This is a genomic window from Erwinia sp. PME.40.26/001, from assembly GCF_055556675.1.
Genome location: NZ_JBVHNP010000212.1, coordinates 1 through 267 on the forward strand (window position 1 = coordinate 1; position 267 = coordinate 267).

Annotated in this window: 1 pseudogene; it reads left to right on the plus strand. The window is 47.6% G+C overall.

The annotated features are described in order from the left end of the window. Positions 1-261: pseudogene (locus ACZ3HG_RS23885) on the plus strand (hypothetical protein); the annotation flags it as partial. Positions 262-267: the final 6 nt, after the last annotated feature.

Genomic DNA, 267 nt, shown 5'->3' on the forward strand with positions numbered 1-267 from the left:
TACGGTAAATGCGTTACCAACGCGGTAGGGCAACCATTCAATATCACCTACAAAGATGTGGCAACGCGTAAGCGCAGGAAGTCGGATGTGATGCGCCGAAAGCTGTTGTCGCACATGTTACAGGGTCTGGAAAGCCAAGCTGTATATGAGTACGTCATCAGCCATAAGGGCGTTTGTGCACTGGAGCACGATGGGTTTGTTTCATACGAAGAGGTAACTGACTGGTCACATCCATACCTTTTGATTGAGAAAAAACATTAAAGGGCC